Below are 26,483 nucleotides of genomic sequence, written 5' to 3'. Positions count from 1 at the left end.
GCGGTAGGGGCGGCTAATCCCGCCCGCTTGTACTTCTGGACGGGAGGGCCGAATGGCCATCGACGCCGCGACGGTGAGGAAGGTCGCCCACCTCGCCCGCATCAAGACCCCTGACGACCGGCTGGAGCCCCTCGCGGCCGAGCTGAACGGCATCATGGCCTGGATCGACCAGCTCAACGAGGTCGACGTGGACGGCGTCGAGCCCATGACCTCGAACGTGGCCCAGCCGCTCCGCCTGCGCGACGATGTCGTCACCGACGGCGGCAAGGTCGAGGCGGTCCTGTCCAACGCCCCGCAATCGGCCGACGGCTTCTACGTCGTGCCCAAGGTGGTCGAATAGTCATGAGCGACCTGACCAAACTCACCCTGAAGGCCGCCGTAGACGGCCTCAAGGCCAAAGCCTTCTCCTCGGAGGAGATTACCCGCGCCTTCGTCTCGAACATCGAGGCCGCGAACCCGACCCTGAACGCCTATGTCGAGGTCACCGCCGACAAGGCCATCGCCATGGCCAGGGCCTCCGACGCCCGTCTCGCCTCGGGCGACGGAGGCGCGCTGGAGGGCGCTCCGCTGGGCATCAAGGACCTGTTCTGCACCGAGGGCGTCCAGACCACCGCCGGCTCCAACATGCTGCGCGGCTTCGTGCCGCCCTATGAATCCACCGTCACCGCCAACCTGTGGCGCGACGGGGCGGTCATGCTGGGCAAGCTGAACATGGACGAGTTCGCCATGGGCTCGTCCAACGAGACCTCGGCCTTCGGTCCGGTCGTCAATCCGTGGAAGTCGAAGGCTTCCAACGCCGACCTGACCCCCGGCGGCTCGTCCGGCGGATCGGCCTCGGCGGTCGCCGCCGACCTCTGCCTCGCCGCCACCGCCTCGGACACGGGCGGCTCCATCCGCCAGCCCGCCGCCTTCACCGGCACCGTCGGGATCAAGCCCACCTATGGCCGGGCCAGCCGCTTCGGCATGGTCGCCTTCGCCTCCTCGCTGGATCAGGCCGGACCGATCACGAAGACGGTCGAGGACGCCGCCCTGCTGCTGCGCTCCATGTGCAGTTTCGATGTCCGCGATTCGACCAGCCTCGACATACCCACCCCCGACTGGACCCAGTCCGTTGGCCGCTCGGTCAAGGGGCTGCGCATCGGCGTGCCGCGCGAATATGTCGTCGACGGCATGCCGGCCGAGATCCAGGCCCTGTGGGACCAGGGCGTGGCCTGGCTGAAAGACGCGGGCTGCGAGATCGTCGACATCTCCCTGCCCCACACGAAATACGCCCTGCCGACCTACTATATCGTCGCCCCGGCCGAGGCTTCCTCCAACCTCGCCCGCTACGACGGCATGCGGTTCGGCCATCGGGCGGAGAAGGCTTCGTCACTCACCGACCTCTATGAGACCAGCCGGGCCGAAGGCTTCGGTCCCGAGGTCAAGCGCCGACTGGTGATCGGGGCCTATGTGCTGTCGGCCGGATTCTACGACGCCTATTACGTCCGGGCGCTCAAGGTTCGCCGCCGCATCGCCGAGGATTTCGACAAGGTCTGGGGCCAGGTCGACGCCATCCTGACGCCTTCGACGCCGTCGGCCGCCTTCGCCATCGGCGACAAGCAGATCGACCCGGTGACGATGTATCTGAACGACGTCTTCACCGTCACCGCCAACCTCGCCGGCCTGCCCGGCATCTCGGTCCCCGCCGGCCTCGACTCCAACGGCCTGCCGCTGGGGCTTCAGGTCATCGGCAAGGCGCTGGACGAAGCCACCGTCCTCCAGGTCGGTGCCGCCCTCGAACAGGCCGCGGGTGGCGTGGGTCGCGCGGAGCGGTGGTGGTGATCGGCTGACTGCACCCTCACCCCTCTCCCGGCGGGAGAGGGCTTGAGGCTCGCAGAGCGGAGCGATGCGCCAGCCGAAAGGGTGAGGGGTTCGCCCTCACCGGTTGGCAGCTTCCCCTCACCCTTTCGCACAAGGACGACGTCCCGGATCACGTCCGGGACGCCGTGTGCTCAAGCCCTCTCCCGCCGGGAGAGGGAAAGTCGCGCTTGAAGAATTCCGCCCCTGCGTTCAACGCACGCGCCGAATTCTCTCATGCAATCAACACCGGTCCCGAATTAAGCCCCCGCCAGCCATACACGCCCCCAACCGCGCGTATCCTTCCGGTGTCCCGTCGCACGGGGAAGGTGTCCTGGGCCCAGGACCCGGACGCGCGGCGGGGCCGATCGCAGGGTGGTAGTCCGGGCGCAGACGTGTGGCGTTCCGGGTGAATGCCGGGGGCGAAACCCCCGGGTCCGGCGGTGCACTGGGCACCGTCGCCTGTCGTGGGCTTAAAAAGACCGGAAAGAGGATTAATCGGGTGGCACCAAGGCGTCGGGGAAGTGGCCCCGGCGCTCCCGACAAATGACGTCCTACCCCCGGAAGCTTGCGAAAACCGATCGGGCGGAGCCGAGGCGACCACGCCGAAACTCTACACAAGGCGGCCACCGGCGACGGTGTCCGTCACGGTCCCGGGCGAGATCGCCCACGGCTCCGACGCTTCCCCGTCCCTTGCCGGAAACGGCGAGGCCGATGACGCATGCCCGAGCCGTCTCCTCCCCATCGCCGAAGGGCGATGGAACCCTCGCGATCAGCGAGGTGGAGGAGAGATCGCGAAGCGATCCGACGACGGGAGGGGGCGACCGGGTCTCAACGCGCGAGCACCGTCACCGCACACACCGTCTCGCCCCCTCCGTCAGCTCGCGAAGGGCTCGCTGCCACCTCCCCATGCGCGTCGCGCATGGGGAGGAGACGATCAGCCCCATGCTCCGCAAGGGGAGGAGACTCGCCGGATCAACCGGCCGGCAGCGCCTTGATGTCCGCGTCGATCTTCTCAATCGTCTCGGCCGTCACGGCCCCGCCCGACAGGGGCGCGACATCGGCCAGGGTCATGTCCTGGAACTGCGGCAGGGCCGGGTGTTGCGACACGCCCGGCAGGTGCTTCTCGAGGATCGCGGCGGTGGCCGGATGGGCCAGCAGGTCCTTGATCGAACTGTTGACGGTCGGCTTGGGAGCCGCAGCCATGGCGTGTCCCGAATGATCCTGGGCGGGGGCCGGCGGGGTCTGGGCGAAGGCGGTGGTGGACAGGGCCGCGAGGGCGGCAGCGACGAGAACGGACTTGATCATGACGGGCTCCGGAAAAAGAACGACGACAGATGACCCTCAAATCGCGACGGGCTCAAGACAGGAACTTCCGCAAACCCCTCACCGGCGCTAATCAGACGGCATGACCGACACCGCCACCACATCCAAACTGATCCAGGGCCGCACCGGCGACTGGGAAATCGTCATGGGGCTGGAGATCCACGCCCAGGTGGCGTCGAACGCCAAACTGTTCTCGGGGGCCGCCGTCGGTTTCGGGGCCGGCCCCAATGAGCAGGTGTCGCTGATCGATGCAGGCTTTCCCGGCATGCTGCCGACGCTGAACAAACACTGTGTCGAACAGGCCGTCCGCACGGGTCTGGGCCTGAACGCCGCGATCAATCGCAAGAGCCAGTTCGACCGGAAGAACTATTTCTACCCCGACCTGCCGCAGGGCTATCAGATCAGCCAGCTGTATTTCCCCATCGTCGGCGAGGGCGTGGTCGAGGTCGAGGCCGAGGACGGCTCCTTCTTCAACGTCGGCATCGAGCGCCTGCATCTGGAGCAGGACGCCGGCAAGCTCATCCACGATCTGTCGCCGACCGAATCCTATGTCGACCTGAACCGCGCGGGCACCGCCCTGATGGAGATCGTCTCGCGCCCCGACATCCGCTCGCCGGAAGAGGCCGTCGCCTACGTCAAGAAAATCCGGACCATCCTGATCTATCTGGGCACCTGCGACGGCGACATGGAGAAGGGCAATCTGCGCGCCGATGTGAACGTCTCGGTGTGCCGCGCCGGGAACTATGAGAAGTTCAAGGCCACGGGCGACTTCAGCCATCTGGGGACCCGCTGCGAGATCAAGAACGTCAACTCGTTCCGCTTCATCTCCCAGGCGATCAACTACGAAGCCCGCCGCCAGATCGAGATCCTCGAGGACGGCGGCAAGATCGATCAGGAGACCCGCCTCTACGACCCGACGGCCGGCGAGACCCGCTCGATGCGGTCCAAGGAAGAGGCCAACGACTACCGCTACTTCCCCGACCCCGACCTGTTGCCGCTGGAGCTGGAACAGGCCTGGATCGACGCGATCAAGGCCGATCTGCCCGAACTGCCGGACGCCAAGCGCCGCCGGCTGATGGCCGACTACGGCCTGTCGCAATACGACGCGGTCGTCCTGATCTCGGAACAGGCCAAGGCCGACTATTTCGAGGCGGCCGCAAAAGGCCGGGACGCCAAGCTGGTCGCCAACTGGGTCACCAACGAGCTCTCGGCCCGTCTGGCCGCCGACCATCTCGACTTCTCGCAAAGCCCCCTGCCTGCCGCCCATGTCGCCGAACTGGTCGCCCTGATCGAGGAGGGGGTCATCTCCTCCAAGATCGCCAAGGAGGTGTTCGATCACGTCTGGTCCGGCGAGGGCTCGCCGCGTCAGGTGGTCGAGGCCCGGGGTCTGGTCCAGGTCAATGACACCGGCGCGATCGAGAAGGCCGTCGACGAGATCATCGCCGCCAACCCCGACAAGGCCGCCGCCGTCGCCGAAAAGCCCCAGGCGCTGGGCTGGTTCGTCGGTCAGGTCATGAAGGCCACCGGCGGCAAGGCCAACCCGGCCTCGGTCAACGACATCCTGAAGGCGAAGCTGGGACTCTAGGGCCGGCGAGCGGAGTCCACCGGCGCGAAACTGTCCGGTTGGCTCAACTGGTCCGTCTGGCTGGTGGGAGGCAGGACGTCGGCTTCCTGGTACTCGCTGTCGACCTCCTCGATCGACACGAGGGCCTCGCCGGGTCTGGCCCCGACGGCGGCGGCGTCACCGGCCTGGACCTCTGTCGGCGAAGGGGCGACGATCGACCGGATCCCATGCGGACCCTCGAGGGTGACCTTGAAGAACCGCATGCTCATGCCACGGGCTCCCGGGCTTTCCGGTCCACGGCGGGCGCTGGCTTTCTCGTCTTGGTCATGACTGTCTCCTCTATGGAAACAACCGGTCGACCGCCGCGACAGTTCCACCCCGGCGGGCGAAAGCCCGCCCGGATCGCTCCGGACGGGCCCTGTCCCTAGTTCAGCAGCGAGATGATCACCCCGGTCGCCAGCGCCGCCAGAACGATGTCGCCGGTGTCCGTCCGGTAATAGCCATAGCCCCGTGGCGGCGGGCCATAGCCGTAGCGGTTGTAGTCGCGGACATACCAGCGGCTGCGATACTCATACGGCAGGGTCGCCCCGCGATAGTAGCGGCGCGGCACATGGGCGTACCGCGGAGGCGGCGGCGGCGCGTATCGGGGCGGCGCATAGTATCGGGGGGGCGCATAGCGGCGGTCGTAGCGATGATCCCTTCGGTAGTCGCGACGGTCTTCCCGGCGCTCCCACCGTTCGTAGCGACCGTCCCGGTCGCGATCTCCGCGCCAGTGCTGGGCCGAGGCGGCCATGGGCGCGGCGAGCGTGGCCAGCGTCGCAAGGGTGCCGATGATCAGGGTCCTGGTCTTCATCACATGCTCCTCTCATGGGAGCCGCGACGCCTGTCGGTCGCGGCGGGCCCGCCTGAGAGACAAGCTTCGAGGAGCCGCCATGAACCGAAGCTGAAAGGCGCGTTCAGCTTCGGCCGGAGGTCCGGCCGCACCGGCCCGCAGCCGCCAGCGGACCCGCCAGTGCGCTGGCGGCTGCGGGCGGCGTATCCGTGCCGATGACCACTGCGCCCTGCTCGACCAGCACCCGGTACTCAGACAGATCCCCATCCGCCGCATAGAGATCGTCCAGCCGCCGTCCGGGCCGGCCCAGCGTCCCGAACTGCACCTCGACACCGGCCTCGCCGAGGGCCCGCCACAGCGCCGGCCGCGCCTCCCGGGTCCCGGTCCACGCCAGAATCTGCGGCGCGTTCAACCCGGCCAGATCAGCGATCTCGTCGATCCCGGCCGAGATCATCATTTCCGGTGCCATGGCGGATACGGCCCTGGCCGCCTCGGCCGAATAGGTGATCAGGATCACCCGATCCTGCGCCCCTGATGCCCGAACCGCCTCCACCACGGCCCGGGCCAGAACAAGGGTCGCGGCCTCATCGGCCGGCTTCAGGTCGATGCTGGCGATCACCCCGGCCCGCCCCGCTGCGTCCAGCGCCTCGGCCAGGGTCGGCGGCGGGGCGTCCGTGACGGACCCGTCCCCCGCCTCCAGCCGGACCGCCCGCACTTCTGCGAGGGTCAGGTCTGCGATCCGCCCCTGACCGGTCGTGGTCCGCTCCAGCGTCTCATCGTGCATCAGCACCAGCGCCCCGTCCCGCGTCAGGGCGGCATCGATCTCGACGATCGCTCCCGGGATCGCGCGGCCCGTCGCCACGATGGCAGCGATGGAATTCTCAGGCTGGTCATCGGCGGACACGGCCCGGTGCGCCGAGATCACCACGCCGCCCCCCTCCCGAACACAGTCGAAATAGGCGGCCAACCCGGGCGTGGCCGGAGCCTGTCCCATGGGTGCCGCAGCACAGGCCGAGGCCAGCAGGCAGGGGACCAAGACGGAAACGGCAAGACGGGACATGGGAGAACCTCGGACCAGACGGACCGCTCTCATAGCGGTGAGCATCGGCATCGGTAACCCTGCCCGGCCCTTGTCGTCACCCTTGCGGCGACGCATGTTCGCCGGGAACGTCGCAGGGGAGCGAATCGGTTGCAGGATCTGGTCGGGCCCGCGCTCGGAACCCTCGCCCTGGTGGCGGTCGGGGGCTATCTGCTGGGGTCCATTCCGTTCGGGGTGGTGATCACCCGCGCCGCCGGAACGGGCGATGTCCGTAGCATCGGCTCGGGCAATATCGGCGCGACCAACGTGCTGCGGACCGGCCGCAAGGACCTCGCGCTCGCGACCCTTTTGCTCGATGCCGGCAAGGGGGCCGTGGCCCTGCTCATTGCCCGTCACCTGTTCGGCTCCGAAGCCGCCGGAGCCATCGCCGGCGGTGCCGCCTTTCTGGGGCACCTGTTCCCCGTCTGGCTCGGCTTCAGGGGCGGGAAGGGCGTGGCGACCTTCTTTGGCCTGATGATCGCCGCCTGCTGGCCGCTGGGCCTGATGGCGGGGGCGACCTGGCTCATCGTGGCTTTTGCCTTGCGTTACTCCTCGCTGGCCGCCCTGATCGCGGCAGCCGCCACCCCGGCCCTGGCCCTGCTGCCCCTGCCCGTGGTGGGTCTGCCCGCGCCCCAGCCAGTCTTCGTTCTCGCCGTAGTCACCGCCATCCTGATCTATATCCGCCACCACGAGAACATCGGCCGCCTGCTGAAGGGGGCCGAACCCCGGATCGGCGCCCGCAAGACCTAGGGGCCGGCGATGGCCCTGCCGGAAGAGGAACGGTTCGCCCGCCTGCGCCTTGCCCGCGCCGACCGGGTCGGGCCGGTCACCTTCCGCCAGCTGCTGGACCGGTTCGGCAGCGCCAGCGCCGCCCTCGACGCCCTGCCGGACCTGATCCGCAAGCGCGGCGATCACGGCTACACGCTTCCCCCGGCAGAGCGCATTGAGGCCGAACTGGCCGCCGGAACCGCAGCCGGAGCAACCCTGATCGTGCTGGGTGACCCCGACTATCCGCCCCAGCTGGCCGCCCTCGACCCGCCGCCACCGCTGCTCTGGACCCGGGGGAACCGTTCGCTTCTGTCGCGCGAGGCCGTCGCGGTCGTCGGGGCCCGGATCGCCTCGGCCGGAGGGCAGCGAATCGCCCGCGGTCTGGCCGCGGCTCTGGGCGAGGCCGGGTTCGTCGTCGCCTCAGGTCTGGCCCGGGGCATTGATACGGCCGCGCATCAGGGCGCGCTGAAGACCGGTACGGTCGCGGTCCTCGGCGGCGGGGTCGACGACGTCTACCCGCCCGACAACGCCGGTCTCTATGAGGAGATTGCCGAACACGGCTGCGTCGTGTCCGAAAGCCCGATGGGAGCCCGCGCCCAGGCCCGGGACTTTCCGCGCCGCAATCGCATCATCTCTGGCCTGTCACGCGGCGTCATCGTGGTCGAGGCCGAACTGCGGTCGGGCTCCCTGATTACCGCACGTCTGGCGGCCGAACAGGGCCGCGACGTCTTCGCCGTGCCCGGATCGCCCCTGGACCCCCGCTCGAAGGGCCCCAATGAGCTGCTGCGTCAGGGGGCCATCCTGTGCGAGGGAATCGATGACGTGCGTCGGGCCTTCGAGACCCTGCGCACCCTGTCGGAACCCCCGGCCGCCCCGCCCTTCGATCCCCCCTCGGGCGACCTCGATCCCGCCTTCCTTGAACAGGTCGCCGCCCTGCTGTCCCCCACACCGACACCGCGAGACGAATTGGCCCGGGCGCTGGACGCCCCGATCGGGGCCGTGGCCGCTGCCCTGCTGGAACTCAGCCTCGTGGGCCGCGCGACCCTTCTGCCGGGCGGATCGGCCTCGCTGTGACCCCGCCGCCGCCCACGACCACCACGCGAGTTCAGTGATCCCAATTCCCTTGATTGACATGCGACGCCGGGCCAACCACGTTCTGCGCCCCTCCTCCCAGACTGAGCCCGAATGAATCTCGTCATCGTCGAGAGCCCCGCCAAGGCCAAGACCATCAACAAATACCTCGGCTCCGGCTTCGAGGTGCTGGCGTCCTACGGCCACATCCGCGACCTCCCGTCGAAGGACGGATCGGTCAAGCCGGACGAGGACTTCGCCATGGAGTGGGAGGTCGACGCCCGCGCCTCGACCCGCATGTCCGAGATCGCCGCCGCCGCCAAACGCGCCGACCGCGTCATCCTCGCGACCGACCCCGACCGCGAGGGGGAGGCGATCAGCTGGCACGTGCTGGAGGTGCTGAACAAGAAGAAGGCCCTGAAGGACACGCCGGTCGAGCGCGTGACTTTCAACGCCATCACCAAGGCCGCCGTGCTGGAGGCCATGGCCAATCCGCGCCAGATCGATATGGAGCTGGTCGAGGCCTATCTGGCCCGCCGGGCGCTGGACTATCTGGTCGGTTTCACCCTGTCGCCGGTGCTGTGGCGCAAGTTGCCCGGGGCCCGGTCTGCCGGCCGGGTGCAGTCGGTCGCCCTGCGCATCGTCGTGGATCGCGAGCTGGAGATCGAGCGGTTCCGGCCCCAGGAATACTGGTCGGTCGAGGCCGATCTGGCTGCCGACAGCCCGCCCTTCACCACCCGACTGGTCAAGCACGCCGGCAAACGGGTGCAGAGGCTCGATATCAAGGACGAGGCCACGGCCAACGCGGCGCGGGACGCGATCAAGTCCGGCGACTTCACCATCCGCTCGATCGAGAAGAAGCCGGTCCGCCGCTTCCCCTCCCCACCCTTCACTACCTCGACCCTGCAGCAGGAGGCGTCACGCAAGCTGGGCTTCGACGCCCAGCGCACCATGCGGGCGGCCCAGAAGCTGTACGAGGGCGTCGACGAGACCGGGGGCCTGATCACCTATATGCGGACCGACGGCGTCCAGACCACGCCCGAGGGCATCGCCCAGGCCCGTGAGGTCATCGGCGAGACCTTCGGCCCCGCCTTCGTCCCGGCCGAGGCCCGCTATTACAAGACCAAGGCCAAGAACGCCCAGGAGGCGCACGAGGCGATCCGGCCGACCAACATCGCCCGCCGGCCCGACAGCCTGCGCCTCGAATCCGACCTCCAGCGCCTCTACGAGCTGATCTGGAAGCGGATGGTAGCCTCCCAGATGGAGGCCGCCCGGCTGGACCGGACCACGGTCGAGGTCGAGACCCCGGACGGCCAGACCGGCCTGCGCGCCACCGGCCAGGTGGTGACCTTCGACGGCTTCCTCGCCGTCTACGAAGAAGGCCGCGACGAGAAGCAGAAGGGGGCCGAGAGCGAGGAGGACGACAACTCCACCCGCCTGCCGGCCCTGAAGGAAGGCGCGAAGGCGAAGGTCGAGGCCATCCGCACCGACCAGCATTTCACCGAGCCCCCGCCCCGCTTCTCCGAGGCCACCCTCGTCAAGAAGCTGGAAGAGCTCGGGATCGGCCGACCCTCGACCTATGCCTCGATCCTGACCACGCTGCGCGACCGCGAATACGTCCGCATGGACAAGAACCGCTTCATTCCGGAGGACAACGGCCGTCTGGTCACCGCCTTCCTCGAGCAGTTCTTCGGCCAGTGGGTCCAGTACGACTTCACGGCCGCCCTGGAGAACCAGCTGGACGAGGTCTCGGCCGGCGACATGGACTTCAAGGCCCTGCTGCGTGAGTTCTGGTCCAAGCTGAAACCCGCGACCGCTGCGGTGCTGGAACGCCAGGGGGTGATCGACGAGCTCGACACCGCCATCGGGCCGTTCCTGTTCCCCGAGAAGGAAGACGGCTCCGACGCGCGTCTGTGCCCGCTGTGCAAGTCCGGCCGTCTGCATCTGAAGGCCAGCTTCAAGATGCGCTCGTCCTTCATCGGCTGTTCCAACTATCCCGAATGCCGCTACACCCGCGGCTTCGGCGCGGGCGAGAACGCAGGCGACGAGGCCGGTGGCGACCGGGATCTCGGCATCGACGAGACCACCGGCCAGCCGGTCGCGCTCAAGATCGGCCGCTTCGGCCCCTATGTCGAAACCGCCGTCCCCGGCGAGGAGAAGCCCAAACGCTCCTCCCTGCCCAAGGGCTGGAGCCCCGCGACCCTGACGCTGGAACAGGCGGTTCGCCTGCTGGCCCTGCCGCGACCTGTCGGCGAGCACCCGGAGGACGGCAAGCCGATCACCGCCGGGCTCGGCCGCTACGGCCCCTTCATCCTGCACGCCGGGACCTACGCCAATGTCGCCGACATCGATGAAGTCTTCGAGATTGGCCTGAACCGCGCCGTGGTCCTGCTGGCCGAAAAGCGGGCCGGCAAGTTCGCCGGTCGCGGAGCGGCCGTCGCGCCGCTGAAGGATCTGGGAGCCCACCCCGAGACGGGCGAACCGGTCCACGTCATGGCCGGGCGCTTCGGTCCCTATGTGAAGTCCGGCAAGATCAACGCGACCCTGCCCAAGGGCACGGCCCCCGAGGACATGACCCTAGAGGTCGCGGTCCCGCTTCTGGCCGCCCGCGCCCTGGTCGCGCCCAAGGCCAAGAAGGCTCCGGCCAAAAAAGCCGCCGCGCCCAAGGCTGCAGCCACCAAGAAGCCGGCCGCAAAGAAGGCAGCCCCCAAAAAGGCGGCAGCAAAGAAGACCGCCTGACACGTCCCTTCTCCCCTTGCGGGAGAAGGTGGCCGAGCGCCAGCGAGGTCGGATGAGGGGTGACACCGGGTTTGACCGGTGAGCTGCTGCTCGTCTCATCGTGTCCGCGTCCTCGTACCCCTCATCCGTCAGCCTTCGGCTGCCACCTTCTCCCGCAAGGGGAGAAGGATCACGTCATCTTTGTTCTTGCTTTGTTCTGCCCGCTCGCTATCTTCCTCCCATGGCCGCCGCATCCAGGACGACGAAAGGACGCGGTGCCCGCACCAACGCTTCGGGCCGGTTCGAACCGGTCGTCCATGAGTTTTTCGACGATGGCTGGACCACCGACGACGACACGCCCGCCCCGCTCCGCACGACCCTGACCCCCGAACACGCCCGCACGATCATCACGAAGAACACCAGCCCCGACATCGGTTTCGACCGGTCGATCAATCCCTACAAAGGCTGCGAACATGGCTGCATCTACTGCTACGCCCGTCCGTCCCATGCCTTCATGGGCCTATCCCCGGGCCTGGATTTCGAGAGCCGGCTGTTCTTCAAGCCCGAGGGGCCACGTCTCCTGGAACGCGAGCTCCTCGCGCCGCGATACGTCTGCAAGCGCATCCACATAGGCGGCAATACCGATCCCTATCAGCCGGTCGAGCGCACACAGCGGATCACCCGTGGCCTGCTGGAAGTGCTCCAGCGCTTCAACCAGCCGTTTTCCATCATCACCAAATCGAATCTGATCACCCGCGATGTGGACATCCTGGGCCCGATGGGCCGCGACCGTCTGGCCAGCGCCTTCGTGTCGATCACGACGCTGGACCGGGACCTCGCGCGCACGATGGAGCCCCGCGCAGCCACCCCCGCCCGTCGCCTCGACGCCATTCGCAGACTGACCGACGCGGGCGTGCCGGTCGGGGTGGGCTTCGCCCCCGTCATCCCGGGCCTCAACGACCATGAGCTGGAATCGGTGCTGGAGGCGGCGGCGGCGGCCGGGGCCACCACCGCCATGTATGTGACCCTGCGCCTGCCGCTGGAGATCAAGGACCTGTTCCGCGAATGGCTGGCCGACGCCCGCCCTGACCGTGCTGCCCGGGTCATGTCGCTGATCCGCCAGACGCGCGGCGGCAAGGACTATGACGCCGACTGGTCCCAGCGCATGAAGGGCACCGGCCCGGTCGCCGACCTGATCGCCGCCCGGTTCAAGGCCGCCGTGAAACGCTATGGCCTCGAAAGCCCGCGTCACGATCTGGATGTGACCCGGTTCCGGGTGCCCGCAGACGCGCGACCCCAGCTGGAGCTGTTCGGCTAGTCATGGGCCGCCGACGGATCGATCGCGCGTGTGACCAGATCGCGCCATGTGGGATCGGTATCGTCGACCAAGTCGACATCCTCGAGCAGGACCACGACCCCCTCCCCGTCCGGCAGGATGACGCCCAGCACCTCCATGGTCTCGCCATCCAGCCCGATGTGGCTCTCGGCCTGCACAGCGATGGCGGCCTGTTCGCCGTCCTCGTCCCACCAGATCACGGGCTGGGGCAGCTCCATGGCCAGGGGTCGGGGGTCATCGGTGTCCCCGAGGGCGAAGATGGCCCGGCGGGCCTGGACATCCTCGAGCGTCGCCACGGCCCCCGTGAAGGGCGTCAGGCGACCCCAGTCATCGACATCGAACCCGCCGCCGTCCTCGTCCGCGTCGTCCATCGCCTATCTCCTGAATATTCCGACCAGTTCCACGTGGGCCGACCAGAGAAACTGATCCACCGGCGTCACCGTCTCCAGCCGGAAGCCGGTATCGATCAGGACGCGGGCATCGCGGGCAAAGGTCTGCGGGTTGCAGGAGACGCCCACGACCACGGCGGCCTTCGTCCCCGCGATCTGGGCCGTCTGCTCGATCGCGCCCGCCCGAGGGGGATCGAACACGATGGCCTCGCAGCCCTTCAGGTCATGCGGCGTGAGGGGCCGGCGGAACAGATCCCGCGCCTCGGCCGCGATGGGCTTGAGGCCACGGGTGGAGACGATGCCCGCTTTCAGTGCCGCGATCCCGGCGACCGAGGCGTCCGCCGCCACCACCGAAGCCACGGTCGCCAGTGGAAAGCTGAAGGTCCCCGCTCCGCAGAACAGATCGGCCACCTTCTTCGCGCCCTTCACGGCCGCCACGGCCCGAGACGTCATCGCCGCCTCCGCCTCGGGCACCGCCTGCAGGAAGCCGCCGGCCGGCAGGGGGACGAGCGCCGGACCGAACTGGACGCGCGGCTGGCGCTCCATCATCAGGGGCTCGCCCGCCAAACTCAACCGGGCCAGACCGGCCTCCCGCGCGATCCGGATGGCCTGCATCCGCCGGTCGGCCGACAGCCCGCCCGAGCGGCGCTCCACACCCGTGACATCCACATCCAGCCCGTCCAGCGTCCAGGTCACATGCAGGGTTGGCGCCGATTTGGGATGCTCCAGAAAGGCCGCGGCGACCCGGGCCAGCGCCGGAAACGCCGCGACGAGCCGGGGGTCGGCCACAGGACAGACCGTCACCTCGACCACCCGCCAGCTCTTGCGGGCCTTGAAGCCGAGGACCACACGGCCGTCTTCCAGCCGTCGCGCATGCAGGGCCAGCCGGCGGCGGGTTCCGGCCGGGACCGCCACCGTCGCCTCGACCTCCGTCTCGATCCGCTCTCGCGCCAGGGCCGAGATCACCTGTGCCCGCTTCCAGTCCAGATACGGCCCGGCCGCCCAGTGCTGCAGCGAACAGCCGCCGCAGTCGCCATAGTGGGGCGACACGGGCGCGATCCGGTCCGGGCTGGCCCGCAGGACCTCGACGGCCTCCATCCGCCCGTCGGTGACTTCGCCCCGCACGGCTTCACCCGGCAGGGTCAGGGGTGCGAACACCGGCCCCTGCGGCGTGTCGGCGACGCCGTCCCCCTGCCCCGCCACCCGGGCGATCTCCAGCGTCATGATCATGGGGGCTTCTATCCGGGTCCGGGCCAGATCGGAAACCTGAACGAAGATGAACGACCCGCTCAAAGCGCGTTCAGGTTCAAGGGCCTATCTCTCGGTGCAACAGGACGCCGGATCTTCCCGGTGCCCGTCACAGGGGTTCACGTCATGACCGCCTTCTTCGCCCGTTCCGCAGCCGCCGTCGCTGCCCTCGCAGCCGCCGCGACCCTCGTCCCCGCCACAGCCTCGGCCCAGTCGTATGGCTACGGCCAGAGCTACAATCAGGGTTACGGCCAGAGCACGCACCAGGGCTACGGTCAGTCCCACGGCTATGGCTACAACTCCGGCTATCAGGATCGCTGCCAGACGCTGGGCCAGGGCCGGACAGGTGCCGGTGCGCTGATCGGCGGCGGGATCGGCGCGGTCGCGGGGTCGCAGATTGCGGGCCGGGGCAATCGCACCGGAGCCTCCATCATCGGCGGCGTTCTGGGGGCCGTGATCGGGGCCCAGGTCGGCCGCGCCTCGAACGATCAGTGCCGGTCGGACGGCTACGCGCAAGGCCAGTACCAGTCGTATGGCAACTCGGCCTATTCCCCGCCGGCCCAGTACTACAGCGATCGGGACCGCTACGACGACCGGGCCCATTCGGCCAACCGCTATGACGAGCGCGGGTACGGCCAGTCGCAGCGCTACGATGACCGCCGCCACGACGCTCGCAACGGCTACACGGTCAGCGCTGACGGCTTCTACTATTACGACCCGCGCCGCGGCTGGCTGCCGCGCTGAGGTCACACAGGGTTCGCGGCGTCGTTTGTTTTCAGCCCCCCTGTCGATCGATGCCGCGACGGGAACCGCCGGTGGAGCCATCCACCGGCGGTTTTTCCTTGTTCAGGCCCGGCGGGCCCACAGCAGGAATTCCACATTGCCGTCACCGCCGGTGATCGGGCTTTCGGCCGTGCCCTGAACCGTCCAGCCCAAGCCGGACAGCCAGTCCGAAACGCGTTGGACCGCTCCGTCGCGAGCGTCGGGATCCTTCACCACCCCCTTCTTGCCGGCGTCCGATGGTCCATCGCCTTCGAACTGCGGCTTGACCAGCACCACAAGGTCCGCCCCCGGCCCGGCAAGGGCCAGAGCCGCCGGCAGGGCCTTGGCGAGGCCGATGAAGCTGACATCGCAGACGATCAGGTCCGGGGCGTCCGGGATCAGGTCCGCGTCCAGTGTGCGGACATCGGTCTGCTCCAGACTGACCACACGCGGATCGGCCGAGATTTTCGCACTCATCTGGCCAGAGCCGACGTCGACCGCGAACACCCGGGCCGCACCCCGGGCCAGACAGACCTCGGTAAAGCCGCCCGTCGAGGCTCCCACGTCCAGCACCACACGGCCATCCACCGCAACGGGCCAGACCGTCAGGGCATGGTCCAGCTTGACCCCGCCCCGCCCGACCCAGCCATGGGCCTCGACCAGCGTCAGGACGGCGTCGGCGCTGACGCCCTGGGAGGCCGCCCGGGCCGGCTGGCCGTCGACCGTGACGCCGCCCGCCTTGATGGCGGCCTGGGCGCGAGAGCGGCTTTCGACCAGCCCCTGGGAGACCAGCAGATGGTCCAGCCGGGTGCGGGGCCCGAAGTCACCCAAGGCCACTGAGCCGCGCCAGAGCCGCCTCCAGCCGCGCCTTGCCGGCCTCGGCCTCGGCCAGTTTGGCGCGCTGTTCCTCGATCACGGCGGGGGCAGCCCGTTCGACGAAGTTCGGATTGCCGAGCTTCTTCATGACGTGGCCGATGTCGCTGTCGAAGGCGGCGACCTCCTTCGTCAAACGTGCCCGTTCGGCGGCGAGGTCGATGATCCCGGCGAGCGACAGGGCCACCGAAGCCTGTCCCGCGACCAGAATGATCGCGCCCTCGGGTGCCGCGTCTGCCCGCGTGATGTCGCTGAGCTTGGCCAGCGTCTGGATCAGATCGCGGTGACGATCGAAGCGAGACCAGGTTTCGGCCACGGGATTGATCACCGCGAACGGCAATCTCGCCCCGGGCGGGACATTCAGTTCGGCCCGGCTGGAGCGGATGTCGCTCACAAGGTTGATCAGCCAGTTGATCTCCTCGTCGGCCCCCGCATCGATGAAGGCGTCGGGCAGCGCCGGCCACTCGGCGCCGATCAGTATGGGTTCGGTCCTTGCCGCGCCCTCCCTGCCCAGCTCGGCCCACAGCTCCTCGGTGATGAAGGGCATCACGGGGTGGAGGAGCTTCAGGGTCTGGTCCAGGGTCCAGGCGGTCATGGCCCGGGTCTCGGCCTTGGCGGCCTCGTCCGATCCCTGGAAGACGGGCTTGGCCAGTTCCAGATACCAGTCGCAGAAGACGTTCCAGACGAAGCGGTACAGGGCCGAGGCGGCGTCGTCGAAGCGGCCGCCCTCGATGGCCTCGGACACCTGCCGCTCGGCCTTGGTCAGTTCGCCACGGACCCAGCGGTTGATGGTCTGATCAACCGTTGACGGGTCGAAGCCCTCGACCCGGGCGCACTCGTTCATCTGGCTGAAGCGGGCGGCATTCCACAGCTTGGTGCCGAAGTTGCGATAACCCTCGATGCGCTGGCGGGAGAGCTTGATGTCGCGCGTGCCAGACAGGATGGCCATGGTGAAGCGCAGGGGGTCAGCCCCCAGCTCGTCGATGATGACGAGGGGATCGATCACGTTCCCCTTGGACTTGCTCATCTTCTGGCCCTTCTCGTCGCGGACGAGGCCATTGATGATCACCCGCTTGAACGGCACCTCGTCCATGAAGTGCAGCCCCATCATCATCATCCGGGCGACCCAGAAGAAGATGATGTCGGCGGCGGTGACGAGATCGCTGGTCGGATAGAACCGCGCCAGATCGTCGGTCTTCTCCGGCCAGCCCATGGTCGAGAAGGGCCACAGGGCCGAGGAGAACCAGGTGTCGAGGACGTCCTCGTCCTGGGTCAGGGCCTTGCCGCCGGCCTGGGCGAGCGCTTCCGCCTCGGTCTCGGCGACATAGATCTGGCCGTCGGCGTCATACCAGGCCGGGATGCGATGCCCCCACCACAGCTGCCGGCTGATGCACCAGGGCTCGATGTTGCGGAGCCATTCGAAATAGATCTTCTCGTAGCTCTTCGGCTCGAACACGGTCGCGCCGGTCTCGACGGCCTTTATGGCCGGCTGGGCCAGGGTGTGAGCGTCGACGTACCACTGGTCCGTCAGCCACGGCTCGATGACCACGCCGGAACGGTCGCCGTGCGGGACGACGTGGCGGGTCTTCTCGATCTCGCGCAGCCAGCCCTCTTCTTCCGCCCGGGCCACGATGGCCTTGCGGGCGGCGAAGCGGTCGAGGCCGCGTAGCTCTGACGGTATGGTTTCGCTGACAGACTTGCCAAGCAATCCAGCATCATCGTCTGCGTGCTGAACACCACCAACCACAGCGCGATGCCCGAACTCGAAGTCGTCGAGTGGTGACGAGACGACCCGCGCGAAAGCGTCGAACACATTGATCGATGGCAACCCGGCGCGTTTGCCAACTTGGAAATCATTGAAATCATGCGCCGGGGTGATCTTGACCGCCCCCGAGCCTTTGGTCGGATCGGCGTAGTCGTCGGCCACGATCGGGATGCGGCGCCCCACGATCGGCAGGGTCACGAACTTGCCGACCAGTCCGGCATAGCGGGCGTCGTCCGGATGCACCGCCACGCCGGTGTCACCCAGCATGGTCTCGGGCCGGGTGGTGGCCACGACGATGAAGTCGCGCGTCTCCCACTCGGTCGCCGTGCCCTCGTCGTCGAAAGCGATCGGGTGTTCGTAGGTGACGCCGTCCGCCAGCGGATAGGCGAAATGCCAGTAGGCGCCCTCGACCTCGCGCTGCTCGACCTCGAGGTCCGAGATCGCCGTCTGGAACTGCGGGTCCCAGTTCACCAGCCGCTTGTCGCGATAGATCAACCCTTCCCTGTGCAACTGGACAAAGACCTTCCGGACCGCCGCGCTCAGGCCGTCGTCCAGGGTAAACCGCTCGCGGCTCCAGTCACAGGATTCGCCCAACCGCCGCATCTGGTCCTGGATCGCGCCTGAGGATTCAGCCTTCCAGTCCCAGACCTTCTGCACGAAAGCCTCCCGGCCCATCTCGCGGCGGCCGACGTTCCCCGCCGCCGCCAGTTGGCGCTCCACCACCATCTGCGTAGCGATACCGGCATGGTCGGTGCCCGGCAGGAACAAGACCGCCTTGCCCCGCATGCGGTGGAACCGCGCCAGAATGTCCTGCATCGTATGGTTCAGCGCGTGGCCGATATGAAGCGATCCCGTCACATTCGGCGGTGGCAGGACGATCGAATAGGCCTCGGCCGCCCCGTCGGTGCGGGGCGCGAAGGCTCCCGACGCCTCCCACTGGGCGTACAGGCGCGGTTCGGCGGCGGTCGGGTCGAAGGTCTTGTCCAGCATCGGTCGATCTCAAAAGCGCAAAAGGGCGGCTCCGTCGGAGCCGCCCCTGCGGGTCATACGTCGCGGCGGGCCTCTGCGCCAGCCGTCGGGGTCTTTCAGCCGAGCGCGGCCGCATAGAGCTCGGGCTTGAACCCCACCAGGGTCCGGTCGCCGAGGTCCAGAACGGGCCGTTTGATCATCGACGGCTGGGTCAGCATCAGGGCGATGGCCCGGTCGGCGTCCAGCCCGGCCTTGTCCGCCTCGGGCAGGGCCCGAAACGTCGTCCCGGCCCGGTTCAGCACCGTCTCCCAGCCGTGCCCGGCCACCCACCGCTCCAGCGATGCTTGGTCGATCCCCGCCTTCTTGTAGTCATGAAAAGCGTAGGCGTGGCCGTGCTGGTCCAGCCAGATCCGCGCCTTCCTGACCGTGTCGCAGTTGGGGATGCCGTACAGGGTGTAGGTCATGGTGCTCTCGAGTGTCCGCTTTCAAGGTTGGACATGTAGCGGCTTACGCCGTGCGGTCGCTGCGCTGGCTACACCAGAGGAACGGCCAGACTTGCCTTGTGACGCTTCTTTACGAAGCTGGTTTCGAACCGACGCACGATCGGCTGCTCAAGCATGGCCAGGGTGAAGTCATTGAAGACATCCATGTTTGCAGCGACGACAAGCAGGACGATTTCGAACGCTCCGGCCACGTCGAGACACATCTGGACCTGCGGGTGAGCCACGAGCTGCTGCCGCAGCAAATTGCCTTCGTGCGGAGCGACCCGCTCCAGCTGGACATGAATCACTGCGGACAGGGGATGTCCTGCCGCAGCGTCGCTCAGGATCGCCGTCTCGGCCACGATCGCGCCGCCGGACCGAAGGCGTCGGACGCGGCGGGCGACCGCCGAGGGGGAGCGGCCGACCTGCTCGGCCAGTCTGTCTGCCGTCTGCAGATTGTTCTGTTGGAGACAGACCAGAAGCGCCTGGTCCAGGTGATCCATCCGCGCATTTCCCGCTGCTTTCCAGGATCTTTGCCAGAATTTGGCAAGCCGGGACCCATGAATGCCGGAAAAGGCCGCGGGATCCAAGCGATAAACGGGGCTCAAACCGGGGAGTTTCCATGCGTATCGTTGTCCTGCTGACATCTCTTGCGCTCGCTGCGGGCGCTGCGCCGACGCACGTTCAAAGCCAGGTGTCAGGCCCACCCCTGGTCGGGCGCACCGCCGACAGCGTCGCGACGGTCTCCGAAGTCCGTCGTATGATCGCACAGCGCTATGTTCTGCCCGAGCGCCGTGCTGCGCTGGATGCAGTTCTGGCCGACGGGCTGACGTCAGGTCGGTATGCCGTCGCGGACCCGGCCTTGCTCGCTGAACGGGTGAATACCGATCTTGAGCGGGTCGGACAGGACCGTCATCTGACCTTCCGCTTCGCGCCCGGTGAGGTTGCCATGCTCGCTGCCGGATCGGTTGAGGAGCCGGGCGACAACGCTGTCTTCGAACGGCTGATCCGCCGCGCCAACCACGGCATCACCGATCTTCGCCTTCTGCCCGGCAATGTCAGGGTGATGACCTACGATGGCTTTCACTGGATCGGGGATGAGACCGCGGCTGCGCTGAACAACGCCATGCGCTTCCTGTCAGGCGGCGATGCGGTGATCATCGATCTTCGTCGAAACGGCGGGGGCGATCCAAAAGCGGTCCAGCATATCATCAGCCGCTTTCTGCCCGCCGGCACGCCGCTGGTCACGTTCTACATGAACGGCTCACCCGAGGCAGACAGTCTGTCGACGCTGGAAGTGCCCGATGATCAGCGCATGATTGGCATGCCGCTCTATATTCTGACCAGCGGCGACACCGGGTCAGCGGCAGAGGAATTCACCGGACATGTCGCCGGGTATCGTCTGGGTGAAATCGTCGGTACGAACACCGCCGGAGCAGCCTATCGCAATGATATCGTTGCCGTCGGTGACCAGTTCATCCTGAGCGTCTCGGTCGGCCGCCCCGTGCTGGCATCCACGGGCACAGACTGGGAGGGGAAAGGCCACGCCCCGACCGTCGAGACCGAGGGCCCGGCTGCCCTCGATATGTCTCACGCCGCCGCTCTGCGCCGGCTCGTCACCAGCGCGCCCGCTGAAGAGCGCCCCGTGCTGTTGGCCGTGGCGGAGACCATGGAGGCTCGCGCGCAACGGCGCGAGGCGGCGCTGCCCCTGAATTCCTATACCGGGATCTACGGCGAACGCACGCTGACCTCGGATGGGGTGCGGCTGTTCTCGCGGCGAAACGACGGCGAGGCGTTCCCGTTGATCGCTCTCGGCGGCAGCCGCTTTGCGGTCGAGGCGACCCCGGCGATGCAGATGGTCTTCGAGACCATTGACGGTGTCGTGCAGGCGATGACGGTCGTCTATGTCGATGGTCCGCCCCAGCTCCGAGTTGAACGCACTGGGCCCGCCCACTGAACTTCGGCGGGTCGTCAAATCGCGACCAATGAAGTCTATGGCCAGCGGCACCTCTCCCGACCAAGACCCAGTCGTGGCTGGCCGAGGCCCCCGGGAGAGTGCCGCACAAAGGTCCGATAGCCGGTCGGGAAAACGTCAGGGACCCCGGGTCACGATTACCGGAACTTCCTCAGGCCGCGCGGCCCCATGCGGCCGGCCCCGGCCCGTTTGCCCAGCCAGTCCTTCCAGTCGGGCCAGTTGCGACGACGCCCGCCCCCATCAACCCATTCCGGACCGTGGGCCCCGTCGAACAGGGCGACGTCGACCAGACCGCCCTGCTTGAACGCCTGAAGCTTGACGCCCTTGCCGCGGCCCATCTCGGGCAGTTCGTCGGCCTTGAAGATCAGGGTCTTCAGGTTCTCGCCGATGGTCACGACGTGGTCGCCGGTCACGCGCAGGGCGGCCAGAAGCTCGCCATTCAGCACCTGTTTGCCGCCGCGCTTCTGGGCCAACAGCTCGTCCTCGGGGGCGATGAAGCCATAGCCGGCCTTCGAGGCGATCAGCAGTTTCGCTCCGGGCTGGTGGGCCAGCACGGCGACGATGCCCGCGCTCTCCTCCAGCTCGACCATCAGGCGCAAGGGCTCGCCGTGGCCACGGCCCGACGCCAGTTTGTCGGCCCCGACGGTGAAGACCCGGCCGTCCGAGGCCGCGACCAGCAGCTTGTCGGTGGTGAAGGCGGGCACGAGGAAGCCCAGCGCATCCCCCTCCTTGAACTTCAGCTCCGACGGATCCTCGACCTTGCCCTTGACCGCGCGGATCCAGCCGCGCTCGGACAGGATGACGGTGATGGCCTCGCGCGGGATGAAGGCCTCGGCCGGGACGAAGGCCGAGGCATCGACGGCCTCGGCGATGGTGGTGCGGCGCGGCGAGATCAGGGCCTTGCGGGTCGCGGCCAGTTCGGTGGCGATCTTCTTCCACTGTTTGGCCGGCGACGACGTCAGCGCCTGCAGCGCCGCCAGTTCCTCCGACAGGGCCTTGAATTCATTCTCGATCGTCATTTCCTCGATCCGCGCCAGCTGACGCAGGCGGGTGTCGAGGATGAAGTCGGCCTGGGTCTCCGACAGGCCGAAGCGGGCGATCAGGACGGCCTTGGGCTGTTCCTCCTCGCGGACGATGCGGATCACCTCGTCGAGGTTGAGGAAGACGATCCGGAGCCCTTCCAGCAGATGCAGCCGCTTCTCGACCCGCTCGATCCGCCAGGCCGAGCGCCGGTTCAGCACCTCGCGCCGGTGATCGAGGAAGGCCTGCAGACAGGCCTTCAGCCCCATGACCCGCGGCGTGCCCGTGGCGTCCAGCACGTTCATGTTGACCGGGAAGCGGACCTCCAGATCCGACAGACGGAACAGGCTCTCCATCAGACTGTCGGCATCGATGTTGCGGGTCTTGGGCTCCAGAACGATGCGGATGTCCTCGGCCGACTCGTCGCGCACATCGCCCAGCAGGGGCGCCTTCTTCTGTTCGATCAGCTCGGCCAGGGCCTCGATCAGCTTGCCCTTCTGGATCTGGTAGGGGACCTCGGTGATGACGATCTGGTAGCCGCCGCGCTCGAGAGGCTCCCGCTCCCAGCGCGCCCTCAGCCGGACCCCGCCCCGGCCGGTCTCATAGGCATCGAGGATGGACGCATGCCCCTCGACGGCCACCCCGCCGGTCGGGAAGTCCGGCCCCGGCACGATCTCGGCCAGTTCGGCGGTCGTGGTCTCCGGCCGATCCAGCAGGGCCAGACAGGCGTCGATCAGCTCACCGACATTGTGCGGCGGGATGGAGGTCGCCATGCCGACGGCGATGCCGGACGAGCCATTGGCCAGAAGGTTCGGGAACCCCGCCGGCAGTACGATCGGCTCCTCGTCCTGATCGTCATAGGTGGGGCGGAAGTCGACGGAATCCTGATCGATTCCTTCCATCAGCAGCATGGCCGCCGGCGTCAGCTTGCACTCGGTGTAGCGCATGGCCGCGGGGTTATCGCCGTCGATATTGCCGAAATTCCCCTGACCGTCGACCAGCGGATAACGCTGGGCGAAGTCCTGCGCGAGGCGAACGAGGGCGTCATAGATGGAGGCGTCGCCGTGCGGGTGATAGCCGCCCATGACCTCCCCCACGACCTTGGCGCATTTGCGCGCCGCCGCCTGGGGGTTCAGGCGCATCTGGTGCATGGCGTACAGGATGCGCCGGTGCACCGGCTTGAAGCCGTCGCGGACGTCCGGCAGGGCCCGGTTGGTGATGGTCGACAGGGCGTAGGCCAGGTAGCGCCGCGACAGGGCTTCGCCCAGCGGTTCGTCAACGATACGGCCGCCTTCTGGCGGGGGAGTGTGAACGGTCATGGGGATGCGAATCGGCTGGTTTGGCCCGCGAGTTTAGCCCAATGCGCGCCGTGTCGAGGCCTGCGGCCAGGGTCTCGCAAAGGGCGAATGTAGATCATAAACGGAACTTTTGGTTGCGAACACCGTTTGGTATTTGAACAAGCGTTACTGGACGCGCCCTGTCGATGATTTCCGCCAACCTCGCATACGACTTCGACCATCAGATCCTGGACTATCGCGTTCTTCTCGGAGCGATCCGGGTCCTTCATGACAGACTCGCCACGCCTCACGGTGGCTTCACCGGGCGGGCACGCCAGTGGCAGCCGTTGCCTCTATAGGCGTCCCTGCTCGCGGAGCTTGTCGACTAACCAGACCCGTGCCGGCGGAATCGGCCGGTTCTGGGGGTGGAAGACGAACTGCTCCAGAAAGTGGCCAGTCAGATCCAGACCTAATCCGATGTCGCCCTCGGCCAACCCCGCCTGGGCTCCCAGCATGAACGGCGGCAATCGCAAAAGCTTGTCGGCATAGGGTGCACCCGCATCCGCGCTGACGGCGCGACCCGTCCGGGGGCTGACCCAGATCAGGTCATCCATGGAGCCGGTGACGGCACAACGCGACAGGTCGAGGCCGAAACCCAGATCCTCCAGCAACCCGGCTTCGAACCGCACAAAGATCGCGGGCCAGACCTCGGGCAGGACGAAAGCCCCCATCAGGGCCTCCATGGCCAGAAACGCCGCGGGATGCGGCTCGCGCTCGGGCAGGGCCCCCTGGGCCACGGCTGCGGCGGCGGCCAGACCCGTCAGGGCCAGACCGTCATCGAAAAGGGCGCTGGGGCCCTCCCCCACCGGTTCCAGCCGGGCGGACCCCAGATGATCTGATGTCCGGGCGCGATAATCGGCAATGACGCGCGCCCCGGCCTGGAGGAAGGGCTTCATCCGCCGCGAGGCCCCGCCAGCGACATAGGCAGCGTGCCGCCCATGGGTCTCGGTCAGCAGATCCACGACCACGCCGGTATCGCCGTGCGACCGCGCCGACAGCACGAAGGCCTCTTCGTGAAACTCCATCAGGGGGCCGGGACCGGCTCCGGCGGGGTCTGCGCCGCCTCGAGCGCCCGGATGATCTGCGCCACGGGCGCGGCCACGGCGTTTGGCACCGCGAGGCTGAGGACGTATTGCTCGATCTTCCAGCCACTCTCGGTCAGGCGCATGACCCCCGAACCGCGCGTCTGGCCATAGGCCGTATTGGTCAGCTTCTCCTCGAACCAGGCGATGCAGCGGCAGTCGATCGGGGCAATGGTGATGGTGCGTTCGCTGGCCGGATAGGACCAGCCCCGGCCCTGGTTGAAATAGGGCGTGGCGTAGGCGCGCAGCCCGCCGACCGTCCAGTGCTCGCCGGCGTCCGTGCCGACGAAACGGGCGTCCGGGGTGTAGAGCGAGAAATAGGCCTCGGCGTCGGCAGAGGTCGATGCGGCGTTGAGCTGATCGAGGACCGCTGCGACATCGGCCTCGGGGCCAGTCTGGACGGTCAGGGCCATCAGGCCGGCAAGGATCATGGACATGGCAGGCTCCCCCTAGTGATCCCGCCTTGCTACCCCTCTTCGGCGCTTTCCGGAACCGGATAGGTTTCGGAGGCAATTGCCCGGGCGACCGCAATCAGGTTGCGGGCCGCGTTGCGACCCACCCGATCGGAATAGTCATGGCCCTGATCCGTCTCGACGTAGTCGGGCCCGGGGCCTGGCCCGAGGTGCCAGTAGGTCCACGACTGTCCTGGGATGGTGAAGCCCATGTCGATAAGGCCCTGGCAGATGGTGGCGACGATGTTGTGCGCCCCGTCCTCATTGCCGGTGACCACGACACCGGCCACCTTGCCGAAGGCAATCGGCCGTCCGGTGTCGTCCGTCTCCGAGAACCAGGCGTCGAGGCGTTCGAGGGCCCGAAGGGCCACGCTCGACATCTGGCCCAGCCAGGTCGGAGTCGCGAAGATGACGATGTCGGCGGCCTGGAGCTTCTGATCGACGGCGGGCCAGTCGTCGCCCTCGCCCTCGTCGGCGCTGACGCCGGGTTTGATGTTCAGGTCCACCAGCCGGATCAGGTCAACCTCGGTGCCGCCCTTCTCCAGCTCGGCCATCACGACACGGGCCAGGGCCTCGGTGCTGGATGTCGCCGGTGAAGGCTTGAGGGTGCAGTTAAGAACGACGGCGCGCATGGGACTCTCCGGTGGCAGGTCTCTCCAACGAAGTCCGCTCCACCCGCGTTCCATCCCTTATATAACCATCTGGTTGACAACCGATCCCGACCTCTCGTATAAAACCCAAACGTTAAATACGAATGCGATCATGACGACCCCCGATCCCCTGTCCATCAAGTTTGCCGCCCTCGCCGACCCGACCCGTCGGGCGATCCTGGCGCGTCTGTGCGAGGGCGAAGCCAGCGTCGGCGACCTGGCCAAACCCTTCGACATGAGTTTACCTGCTGTCTCCAAACATCTGAAAGTTCTGGAAAACGCAGGCCTCATTACGCGAGGGAAAGAGGCGCAGTGGCGGCCCGCCCGGCTTGAGCCGGCAGGTCTCAAGGGGGTCGCAGAGTGGCTGGAGCACTATCGGCGCTACTGGGATTCCAGCTTCGATCGCCTTGATGCCTACCTGAAGAAAATCCAGAAAGGAGACCCCCGTGGTCCAGGACACTGATGCCAACCCCTGCCATACGCCGGGCGAACCCGCAGGCTTCGACCTGGAACTGCGACGTCACTTTGACGCGCCACCGGAGAAGATCTGGCAGGCGTGGATAACCCCGGACCTGCTGAAACAATGGTTCTGCCCCAAACCCTGGCGGGTGTCGGAGGCGACCATCGACCCCCGTCCCGGGGGCGTGTTCAACACGGTGATGAACGGGCCCGACGGCGAGGTCATGCCCGGGACAGGCGTCTTTCTCGAGGTCGTTCCCGGCCGGAAGTGGATCACGACGGACGCCTTCGCACCCGGCTGGAAGCCGACCGGCCTGCCCTTCATGGTCACCGAGGTCACCCTGACTCCGACCGGGGATGGCGGCACCGACTATGTCGCCATCGCCCGACACTGGAACGCCGACACCATGAAGCAGCATGAGGAGATGGGCTTCCATCAGGGCTGGGGGGCGGCTGCCGATCAACTGGCCGAACTGCTCAGGACACTGTGA

At 67.6% G+C, this 26,483-nt stretch carries 25 protein-coding genes; 11 read left to right on the top strand and 14 right to left on the bottom strand.

Annotated features, from left to right (window positions below):
* The first annotated feature begins 52 nt into the window (after window positions 1–52).
* Together gatC and gatA are read left to right on the top strand one after the other, a co-directional pair.
* Window positions 53–340 carry an Asp-tRNA(Asn)/Glu-tRNA(Gln) amidotransferase subunit GatC gene (gene gatC, locus SJY26_RS11060; protein WP_396593090.1) on the top strand — a complete coding sequence of 96 codons (288 nt, stop codon included), beginning with the start codon at window positions 53–55 and terminating at the stop codon, window positions 338–340.
* Window positions 341–342: 2 nt separating this feature from the next.
* Window positions 343–1,821 (top strand): Asp-tRNA(Asn)/Glu-tRNA(Gln) amidotransferase subunit GatA, encoded by a 1,479-nt coding sequence (gene gatA, locus SJY26_RS11055; RefSeq protein ID WP_396593089.1) that lies wholly within the window; start codon window positions 343–345, stop codon window positions 1,819–1,821.
* A 990-nt stretch (window positions 1,822–2,811) separates the two neighbouring features.
* On the opposite strand, the gene SJY26_RS11050 is transcribed toward gatA, so the two are convergent.
* The gene (locus SJY26_RS11050) at window positions 2,812–3,144 is read right to left on the bottom strand and encodes a hypothetical protein (protein WP_396593088.1); all 333 of its coding nucleotides are present in this window, start codon (window positions 3,142–3,144) and stop codon (window positions 2,812–2,814) included.
* A 100-nt stretch (window positions 3,145–3,244) separates the two neighbouring features.
* Here SJY26_RS11050 and gatB point away from each other — a divergent pair, with 100 nt between their 5' ends.
* Window positions 3,245–4,747, top strand: coding sequence for an Asp-tRNA(Asn)/Glu-tRNA(Gln) amidotransferase subunit GatB (gatB, locus tag SJY26_RS11045; RefSeq protein ID WP_396593087.1), 1,503 nt, complete (start codon window positions 3,245–3,247; stop codon window positions 4,745–4,747).
* Here gatB and SJY26_RS11040 read toward each other — a convergent pair.
* The 3 genes from SJY26_RS11040 to SJY26_RS11030 form a co-directional block, all read right to left on the bottom strand.
* Window positions 4,744–4,995, bottom strand: coding sequence for a hypothetical protein (locus SJY26_RS11040; RefSeq protein WP_396593086.1), 252 nt, complete (start codon window positions 4,993–4,995; stop codon window positions 4,744–4,746). The two genes, gatB and SJY26_RS11040, sit on opposite strands and share 4 nt — an antisense overlap.
* 155 nt (window positions 4,996–5,150) lie before the next feature.
* Window positions 5,151–5,579: an RcnB family protein gene (locus SJY26_RS11035; protein ID WP_396593085.1), complete on the bottom strand. Its 429-nt coding sequence runs from the start codon at window positions 5,577–5,579 to the stop codon at window positions 5,151–5,153.
* 103 nt (window positions 5,580–5,682) lie between these two features.
* Entirely contained in the window at window positions 5,683–6,618 is a 936-nt protein-coding gene (locus SJY26_RS11030) for a glycerophosphodiester phosphodiesterase family protein (RefSeq protein WP_396593084.1), read from the bottom strand.
* Between the two features lie 129 nt (window positions 6,619–6,747).
* On the opposite strand from SJY26_RS11030, the gene plsY reads away from it, so the two are divergent.
* From plsY to SJY26_RS11010, 4 genes are all read left to right on the top strand, one after another.
* On the top strand, window positions 6,748–7,386 hold the full coding sequence (plsY, locus tag SJY26_RS11025; protein ID WP_396593083.1) for a glycerol-3-phosphate 1-O-acyltransferase PlsY: 639 nt from the start codon (window positions 6,748–6,750) through the stop codon (window positions 7,384–7,386).
* A 9-nt stretch (window positions 7,387–7,395) separates the two neighbouring features.
* Window positions 7,396–8,478, top strand: a complete 1,083-nt coding sequence (gene dprA, locus SJY26_RS11020) for a DNA-processing protein DprA (protein ID WP_396593082.1) — start codon at window positions 7,396–7,398, stop codon at window positions 8,476–8,478.
* A 111-nt stretch (window positions 8,479–8,589) separates the two neighbouring features.
* Entirely contained in the window at window positions 8,590–11,214 is a 2,625-nt protein-coding gene (gene topA, locus SJY26_RS11015) for a type I DNA topoisomerase (RefSeq protein WP_396593081.1), read from the top strand.
* A 220-nt stretch (window positions 11,215–11,434) separates the two neighbouring features.
* Window positions 11,435–12,511, top strand: a complete 1,077-nt coding sequence (locus tag SJY26_RS11010; RefSeq protein WP_396593080.1) for a PA0069 family radical SAM protein — start codon at window positions 11,435–11,437, stop codon at window positions 12,509–12,511.
* Here SJY26_RS11010 and SJY26_RS11005 read toward each other — a convergent pair.
* Both SJY26_RS11005 and SJY26_RS11000 read right to left on the bottom strand, forming a co-directional pair.
* On the bottom strand, window positions 12,508–12,900 hold the full coding sequence (locus SJY26_RS11005) for a hypothetical protein (RefSeq protein WP_396593079.1): 393 nt from the start codon (window positions 12,898–12,900) through the stop codon (window positions 12,508–12,510). The genes SJY26_RS11010 and SJY26_RS11005 overlap by 4 nt on opposite strands.
* Window positions 12,901–12,903: 3 nt before the next feature.
* Window positions 12,904–14,145, bottom strand: a complete 1,242-nt coding sequence (locus tag SJY26_RS11000) for a class I SAM-dependent RNA methyltransferase (protein WP_396595745.1) — start codon at window positions 14,143–14,145, stop codon at window positions 12,904–12,906.
* Window positions 14,146–14,292: 147 nt separating this feature from the next.
* Here SJY26_RS11000 and SJY26_RS10995 point away from each other — a divergent pair, with 147 nt between their 5' ends.
* The gene (locus SJY26_RS10995) at window positions 14,293–14,910 is read left to right on the top strand and encodes a glycine zipper 2TM domain-containing protein (RefSeq protein ID WP_396593078.1); all 618 of its coding nucleotides are present in this window, start codon (window positions 14,293–14,295) and stop codon (window positions 14,908–14,910) included.
* 102 nt (window positions 14,911–15,012) lie between these two features.
* On the opposite strand, the gene SJY26_RS10990 is transcribed toward SJY26_RS10995, so the two are convergent.
* The 4 genes from SJY26_RS10990 to SJY26_RS10975 form a co-directional block, all read right to left on the bottom strand.
* A complete protein-coding gene (locus SJY26_RS10990) occupies window positions 15,013–15,765 on the bottom strand; it encodes a TlyA family RNA methyltransferase (RefSeq protein WP_396593077.1) in 753 nt (250 codons plus the stop codon).
* Window positions 15,752–18,556, bottom strand: coding sequence for a valine--tRNA ligase (locus SJY26_RS10985; protein WP_396593076.1), 2,805 nt, complete (start codon window positions 18,554–18,556; stop codon window positions 15,752–15,754). Before SJY26_RS10985 ends, SJY26_RS10990 begins: the two co-directional genes overlap by 14 nt.
* A gap of 95 nt (window positions 18,557–18,651) precedes the next feature.
* Window positions 18,652–18,999: an arsenate reductase gene (locus SJY26_RS10980; protein ID WP_396593075.1), complete on the bottom strand. Its 348-nt coding sequence runs from the start codon at window positions 18,997–18,999 to the stop codon at window positions 18,652–18,654.
* Window positions 19,000–19,067: 68 nt separating this feature from the next.
* Entirely contained in the window at window positions 19,068–19,520 is a 453-nt protein-coding gene (locus tag SJY26_RS10975; RefSeq protein ID WP_396593074.1) for an Lrp/AsnC family transcriptional regulator, read from the bottom strand.
* 119 nt (window positions 19,521–19,639) lie between these two features.
* Between SJY26_RS10975 and SJY26_RS10970 the strand changes: the two genes are divergently transcribed.
* Window positions 19,640–20,974 (top strand): S41 family peptidase, encoded by a 1,335-nt coding sequence (locus SJY26_RS10970; protein WP_396593073.1) that lies wholly within the window; start codon window positions 19,640–19,642, stop codon window positions 20,972–20,974.
* 155 nt (window positions 20,975–21,129) lie between these two features.
* On the opposite strand, the gene parC is transcribed toward SJY26_RS10970, so the two are convergent.
* The 4 genes from parC to SJY26_RS10950 all read right to left on the bottom strand — a co-directional run bounded on the left by parC (window position 21,130) and on the right by SJY26_RS10950 (window position 25,515).
* Window positions 21,130–23,331 carry a DNA topoisomerase IV subunit A gene (gene parC / locus SJY26_RS10965; RefSeq protein ID WP_396593072.1) on the bottom strand — a complete coding sequence of 734 codons (2,202 nt, stop codon included), beginning with the start codon at window positions 23,329–23,331 and terminating at the stop codon, window positions 21,130–21,132.
* Between the two features lie 311 nt (window positions 23,332–23,642).
* Window positions 23,643–24,374, bottom strand: coding sequence for a DNA repair protein RecO (gene recO / locus SJY26_RS10960; protein ID WP_396593071.1), 732 nt, complete (start codon window positions 24,372–24,374; stop codon window positions 23,643–23,645).
* The gene (locus SJY26_RS10955; protein WP_396593070.1) at window positions 24,374–24,868 is read right to left on the bottom strand and encodes a nuclear transport factor 2 family protein; all 495 of its coding nucleotides are present in this window, start codon (window positions 24,866–24,868) and stop codon (window positions 24,374–24,376) included. The genes recO and SJY26_RS10955 overlap by 1 nt, the downstream gene beginning before the upstream one ends.
* 29 nt (window positions 24,869–24,897) lie before the next feature.
* Window positions 24,898–25,515 (bottom strand): flavodoxin family protein, encoded by a 618-nt coding sequence (locus SJY26_RS10950; RefSeq protein WP_396593069.1) that lies wholly within the window; start codon window positions 25,513–25,515, stop codon window positions 24,898–24,900.
* A 130-nt stretch (window positions 25,516–25,645) separates the two neighbouring features.
* Here SJY26_RS10950 and SJY26_RS10945 point away from each other — a divergent pair, with 130 nt between their 5' ends.
* Window positions 25,646–25,996, top strand: coding sequence for an ArsR/SmtB family transcription factor (locus tag SJY26_RS10945; RefSeq protein WP_396595744.1), 351 nt, complete (start codon window positions 25,646–25,648; stop codon window positions 25,994–25,996).
* On the top strand, window positions 25,980–26,483 hold the full coding sequence (locus SJY26_RS10940) for an SRPBCC family protein (protein WP_396593068.1): 504 nt from the start codon (window positions 25,980–25,982) through the stop codon (window positions 26,481–26,483). The genes SJY26_RS10945 and SJY26_RS10940 overlap by 17 nt, the downstream gene beginning before the upstream one ends.

The organism is Brevundimonas sp. R86498 (genome assembly GCF_044598075.1).
Lineage (GTDB): Bacteria > Pseudomonadota > Alphaproteobacteria > Caulobacterales > Caulobacteraceae > Brevundimonas.
This window is presented reverse-complemented; position numbering and strand designations above follow the sequence as displayed.